This window comes from Pseudomonas baetica (genome assembly GCF_051216495.1).
Classification (GTDB): Bacteria; Pseudomonadota; Gammaproteobacteria; order Pseudomonadales; family Pseudomonadaceae; genus Aquipseudomonas; species Aquipseudomonas baetica_B.
Genome location: NZ_JBPKAM010000196.1, coordinates 1 through 5,493, shown reverse-complemented (window position 1 = coordinate 5,493; position 5,493 = coordinate 1). Strand labels below are relative to the sequence as shown.

General features: G+C 61.6%; 4 protein-coding genes. 2 read left to right on the top strand and 2 right to left on the bottom strand.

The window, feature by feature from the left end:
* The coding region (locus ACSFE6_RS30845) for a DUF6531 domain-containing protein (RefSeq protein WP_435431155.1) at nucleotides 1-2,551 on the bottom strand (2,551 nt) is incomplete at its 3' end.
* Nucleotides 2,552-2,799: 248 nt separating this feature from the next.
* Between ACSFE6_RS30845 and ACSFE6_RS30840 the strand changes: the two genes are divergently transcribed.
* Complete coding sequence (locus ACSFE6_RS30840; protein WP_435431154.1) at nucleotides 2,800-3,495, top strand: HAD-IA family hydrolase; 696 nt, start codon at nucleotides 2,800-2,802, stop codon at nucleotides 3,493-3,495.
* Nucleotides 3,496-3,619: 124 nt separating this feature from the next.
* Here the strand turns inward: ACSFE6_RS30840 and ACSFE6_RS30835 are convergent, their stop codons facing one another.
* Entirely contained in the window at nucleotides 3,620-4,366 is a 747-nt protein-coding gene (locus tag ACSFE6_RS30835) for a 3-oxoacyl-ACP reductase family protein (RefSeq protein ID WP_435431153.1), read from the bottom strand.
* A gap of 125 nt (nucleotides 4,367-4,491) precedes the next feature.
* Here ACSFE6_RS30835 and ACSFE6_RS30830 point away from each other — a divergent pair, with 125 nt between their 5' ends.
* On the top strand, nucleotides 4,492-5,415 hold the full coding sequence (locus ACSFE6_RS30830; protein ID WP_435431152.1) for a LysR family transcriptional regulator: 924 nt from the start codon (nucleotides 4,492-4,494) through the stop codon (nucleotides 5,413-5,415).
* The last annotated feature ends 78 nt before the right edge of the window (nucleotides 5,416-5,493 follow it).

Here is a 5,493-nt window from a genome sequence, read left to right as displayed (position 1 = left end):
CGTTCCAGCTGAACCGATGCAGGCTGCGGTCCGGGTAGCGGATCAGCACCAGCCGCCCTTGCGCGTCGTATTCGTGGTAGGTGCTGTGGCCGTCGGGGTCGATCAGCCAGGTGAGGTCGCCCTGGGCGTTGCGCTGGTAGGTCCACTTGGCTCGGCCGCGATAGCGCGCATGCAGGAAACCGTTGCGGTACTCGTAGGACGTCGGCTCGTCCTCGGGCGGAATCAGTGCGATCAGCCGGCCGACGTCGTCGTAGCGGTATTCGGTGACGGCGCCGAGCGCATCCTGCTCGGCAATGAGCCGGCCCTGGGCGTCGTAGGCCTGGTGGTGTTCGCCCCCGTCAGCCGCGACCCGCTGCACCAGCCGCGCCTGCTCGTCGTGGACATAGTGTTCCTGACTACCGTCGGCGTGCTTGAGGGTCACACCGCCGGCGTCATCCCAGACATAGCGCGTGTCCATCTGCGCAAAGGACGCCCAGTGGCGGATGCAGCGCGCGGCCTTGCCTGCACGTTCCCACTCCCAGTAAAAACTCGCGCCGCCGGCCAGTTGCCGTTGCAGGATGACGTGCTGTTCGTCGTAGTCGTAGCGCTCGGACTCACCGGCGGCGTTGGTCGCCGCGACCAGCCGGCCACGGGCGTCGTAGCGGTAGCTGACCAAGGTCTGTTCGGTGTGCCAGGCCTGTTCCAGGCTGGCGGCGACCTGAAAGCGCTGGTAGTCGACGGCGATCAGGTGCTGGCGCTCGTAGCGCAGGCGCAAGCAGCGTCCGGCGCCGTTGTCCAGGCGCTGGAGGCGCCCGGCCAGATCGCGTTGCACGTTGAGGCGGTTGCCGTAGGCGTCGCTGATCGCGCTTAGCTGGCCGTCGCGAAAGTGGTAAAAACGCGGCGACTCACCGGCCAGGGCCAGGATCAGTTCTTCCGGCTGATCGCCGAGATAGATCGCCGCCCGCGACAGGCTGTTGTGGATTGCCGGGCGCGCGAGGCTCGGCAGGGGAAACGGTGTGCGGCGGTTTTCCGGGTCGATCCAGGTGACGCTGTCGCCGTCGAGCTCGAGGCGTTGGCTCAGCGAGTGGCTCCAGCCGAAGCCGAGGCCGCTGTCGATCTCCACCGCGCTGGTGCGATAGAGGCGGGTGAACTCAAACGGCAAGATGCCATCGAGCACGCCATCGCTGAGGGTCAGCAGTTCTTCGCCGGTGACCAGCGATACCGGGCAGCCGTGGGTCTGGGTGAGAGCCGCGGGCTCGGCGCTGTTGCCGTTGGGATTCTTGGCTTGTTTTGAAACGTCGTCGTGGGTTTCCTGCCGACTGAGGCGTGTCTTGGCTTCCGATTTGTTCCGGGCAATGGCGACGGGATTGTTCACCAACACATCCGCCGAACCCGCCGTACTGATTCGAAGCGGTACGGTTGGCGCAGGTTTCAGCGGTGCGTTCCGGGCATTGACCATCAGCGGCTTGAGTGCGCCCGCGTGACCGGTCAGGTCGGAACGATTCGTCAGTTCAGACAGTCGCAGAGCCGCTGCGGCCAGCCATCGTCGGGCGCGTTCGGACTTGACCTTGCCCAGTACTTTGGCGCTTATGCCGAGTTTCAGGCGGGCAGGACCGGTCAAGCAGACCAGCAGGAAGCTGATCAGCAACTCCGTACGAATTTCCGCCACGACCTCGGCGATGTACTGCGGCGGCAACAGCTTCAGCCAACTGGTGAACGCGGCCAGATGAATAAAAATCAATGGCTCGTCGCTCAATACCAGCAACAGATTGGCGATGGCCTCGGTCGAGGCATTCAACAGCGCCTCAAGTTCGGTTTCGGTCAGGTATTCAAGGAGCCTGGCGCTGTTGGCGTGCAGGTCCGAGAGCAGGGCATAGAGCTGCTTTACGTCATCCCACAAGCCGTTCAGCGAATTTTCGAAGCCCCGCCAATCGGCGCGTTGCAGCATGCCGTAGCGCTCGATGAAGCCTGCCTCGGAAAATCCGGCCCACAGCGGCTGAAATTCGTTCCTCCACTCGGTGCGCAACCAGCCTTCAAGTTCGCCGACAACGCCTTGATAGGAGGCGTAAAGCGCTTTGACGTGCTCGGTGGTGACGTTGGGAAAGAAGGTGATGCGGTACCGATTGCCGCGCCAGCAATCGGGGATTTCGAGGATGCCGCCGGGGCCGATGGTTTTGTGAATGGCCTTACCGTACGTCGGCCCATCAGGGCCGTCGGAGATCAGCGGTTCGAGCATTACTGGCGTGTTGCCGATCGGCACGAAACGCGCGGCTTCGAACAGATGCACCAGGGTCAGCGTACCGCTGGCGGGGCATTGGGCGACGGTTGAACGGACGGGATTGGTGGAGTGCTTCGGCGCGGAGAGATGGACGTTGTTACCGACCTTGAACACTTGCTCGACATCCAGTGTCCCGCCGCTCCAGAAGCTCTCTGCCCAGACCTCGTAGTCGTTGAGACAGAGACGGAAGTCCTTGAGCAGCGCTTCGATGTCCGGTTGCTCCGGGTTCATCGCGGCGACCACTAGCAGGCCGATGGTGTTGTTCAGGGCCAACAGCTTGTCAGGATCGAACATTGCGCAGTCTTTCGCTCGGGTGAAGAGGAGGCGCGAAACTCTGCGTGGGATCAGCGGGGAAAGAAGTCGGGAAAGGAGGTGTTTCGTGTAGGGCGATTCGCTAAATCATTGGCAACTCATCGTGCTGCTCGGGTTTTGCCCGTTGCTCTATGCCGATCACGCTCGTTATGCTGCTGAAACCTTTAATCAGTCACTGAGCCGGCCTCACCCGAGCCGCCTGGGGTGTCATTGAAAACGGACCAGATGCGATGAATGCAGCGCTGAATGAGTTCGGCCCGATCAAGGCCGTGATTTTCGATATGGACGGCTTGCTGCTGGACACTGAGGGTATTTACACCGAAGTCACGTCGATCATTGCCGGGCGCTATGGGCGGACTTTCGACTGGAGCCTCAAGCAGCACATCATCGGACGCGGTGCCGGTGACCTGGCGCGGTACGTGGTCGAGGCGCTGGAGCTGCCGATCAGCGCCGAAGAGTTCCTGGTGATTCGCGAACCGCTGATGCGCGAGCGTTTTCCTACCGCCCAGGCGATGCCGGGTGCACAGGAATTGGTACGTCATCTGAAGGCCAACAACATTCCCATTGCAGTGGGGACCAGTTCGTCGAGCCAGTCGTTTGGTCAGAAAACCACCTTGCATCGGGATTGGTTCGCGCTGTTTGACACCATCGTCACTGCTGACGATCCGGAAGTCGGGGCCGCGAAACCGGCACCGGACATCTTCCTGACCGCTGCACGGCGCCTGGGTGTCGCGCCACAGGATTGCCTGGTGTTCGAGGATTCGCCGTTTGGAGTTACGGCGGCGAAAGCGGCGGGGATGACGGCGATTGCCATTCCGGATGCGGCGATGGCGGACGAAAAGTATGCACACGCCGATGGCATTCTTCGTACGTTGAAGGCGTTCAGCCCGAGCGCCTGTGGCTTGCCGGCGCTTGAGTGGTCCTGACGAAAAAAACTGTAGGAGCGAGCCTGCTCGCGAAGGCGGAGTGTCAGTCAACATGGACGTTGTCTGAACTATTGCTTTCGCGAGCAGGCTCGCTCCCACAGGGACATCATTTGGCCGGGCGGTATCAGGCGCCGAAACCACCGTCGATGGTCAGGCTCGCGCCAGTGATATAGCCGGCTTCGGGACCGACAAGGTAGGCAACGAAACTGGCGATCTCTTCAACCTTGCCGTAGCGCCCCACGGCCATCAACGGAATCAGGCTGTCGGCGAAGTCACCTTCGGCCGGGTTCATGTCGGTATCGACCGGGCCCGGTTGCACGTTGTTGATGGTGATGCCTTTGGGGCCGAGGTCCCGGGCCAGGCCCTTGGTCAGGCCGACCAGTGCCGACTTGCTCATTGCGTACGGGCCGCCACCGGCGAAGGGCATACGATCGGCGTTGGTACTGCCGATGTTGATGATGCGACCACCCTCGGTCATGTGGCGGGCGGCGGCCTGGGTGGCGATGAACACGCTGCGGACGTTGATGGCCAGGGTCTGGTCGAAATCTTCGAGTTTGAACTCTTCCAGTGGCGCCACTGCCAACACACCAGCGTTGTTCACCAGAATGTCCAGTCGACCAAAGCGTTCCACTGTTGCGCTCACGGCGTTACGAATGGCTTCGGCATCGGCGCTGTCGGCCTTGATGGCCAGGGCTTTGCCGCCGTCGGCGATGATGCGGTTTTGCAGTTCTTCGGCTTTCACGGTGGAGCTGACATAGGTAAAGGCGACTGTCGCGCCTTCAGCGGCCAGGCGTTTGACGATGGCAGCGCCAATGCCGCGGGAACCGCCCTGGATCAAAGCCACTTTGCCGCTGAGGTTCTGAGTAGTCATATCGATCTCCAAAGTCCCGAGGCAGGATGTCCCGGTTGATGGAGCCTAGTATCGATTTCCGATTACACGCTGTGTAGACGGTAATTGCGATAGTCTATGTAAACCAAAAGTTTATAGTGAAGCCCATGGAAACCTTCAGCAGTATCGAATGCTTTGTCCGTAGCGCCGAAGTCGGCAGTTTCGCCGAAGCCGCGCGACGCTTGAGTCTGACCCCGGCGGCAGTGGGCAAAAGCGTCGCCAAACTCGAAGCGCGACTGGGCGTGCGATTGTTCCAGCGCAGCACCCGCAGCCTGACGCTGACGGAGGCGGGCCAGCTATTTCTCGGCGAGGTCAGCAGCAGTTTGCACACGATCCAGAACGCCGTGGCCAATCTCGCCAGCGCCGGTGGGCGTCCGGCGGGGACGTTGAAGGTCAGCATGGGCACGGTGTTCGGACGCTTGTACATCGTGCCGTTGCTCGGGGAGTTTCTACGGCGCTTTCCGGCGATCAACCCGGACTGGCATTTCGATAACCGTCAGGTCGATCTGATCGGCCAGGGGTTCGATGCTGCGATTGGTGGTGGATTCGAGCTGCCCCAAGGGGTCGTGGCGCGCAAGCTGACACCGGCTCATCGGGTGTTGGTGGCGTCTGTCGATTACCTCGCGGCGCGGGAGGCGATCAAGGAACCTGAGGATCTAAAACATCACGAGGGCATCCTCATTCGCTCGCCGCAGACGGGCCGCGTGCGCTCCTGGCAGTTGACCAGTCGCACACAGCAACATAGTCCGTTGACGCTGAAAGCGCGGATGACCATGAGTGATTCGGAAGCGGCCTGCGCCACGGCGACCCAAGGCCTGGGCATTGCGCTGGTGAGCATGCCGTTCGCCATAGGCTACCTGGAGGCGGGGACGTTGCAGCGGGTGTTGCCGGATTGGTATGTCGATGATGGCAACATTTCAATCTATTACGCCGAGCACAAACTGTTGCCGGGCAAGACCCGGGCGTTTGTTGATTTCATTATTGAGCAGTTTGTTGGGCAGGGGTTGGGGCAGAGGTTCAGTGCTATCTGAGCCTGGATTGGGACCGAGTTGGTGCCTTCGCGAGCAGGCTCGCTCCCACAGGGGGAATGCTTTCCAACTGTGGGAGCG

Coding starts and splice junctions, on each gene's coding strand:
- ACSFE6_RS30830 (WP_435431152.1), top strand. CDS start 4,492: ATGGAAACCTTCAGCAGTATCGAATGCTTTGTCCGTAGCGCCGAAGTC.
- ACSFE6_RS30835 (WP_435431153.1), bottom strand. CDS start 4,366: ATGACTACTCAGAACCTCAGCGGCAAAGTGGCTTTGATCCAGGGCGGT.
- ACSFE6_RS30840 (WP_435431154.1), top strand. CDS start 2,800: ATGAATGCAGCGCTGAATGAGTTCGGCCCGATCAAGGCCGTGATTTTC.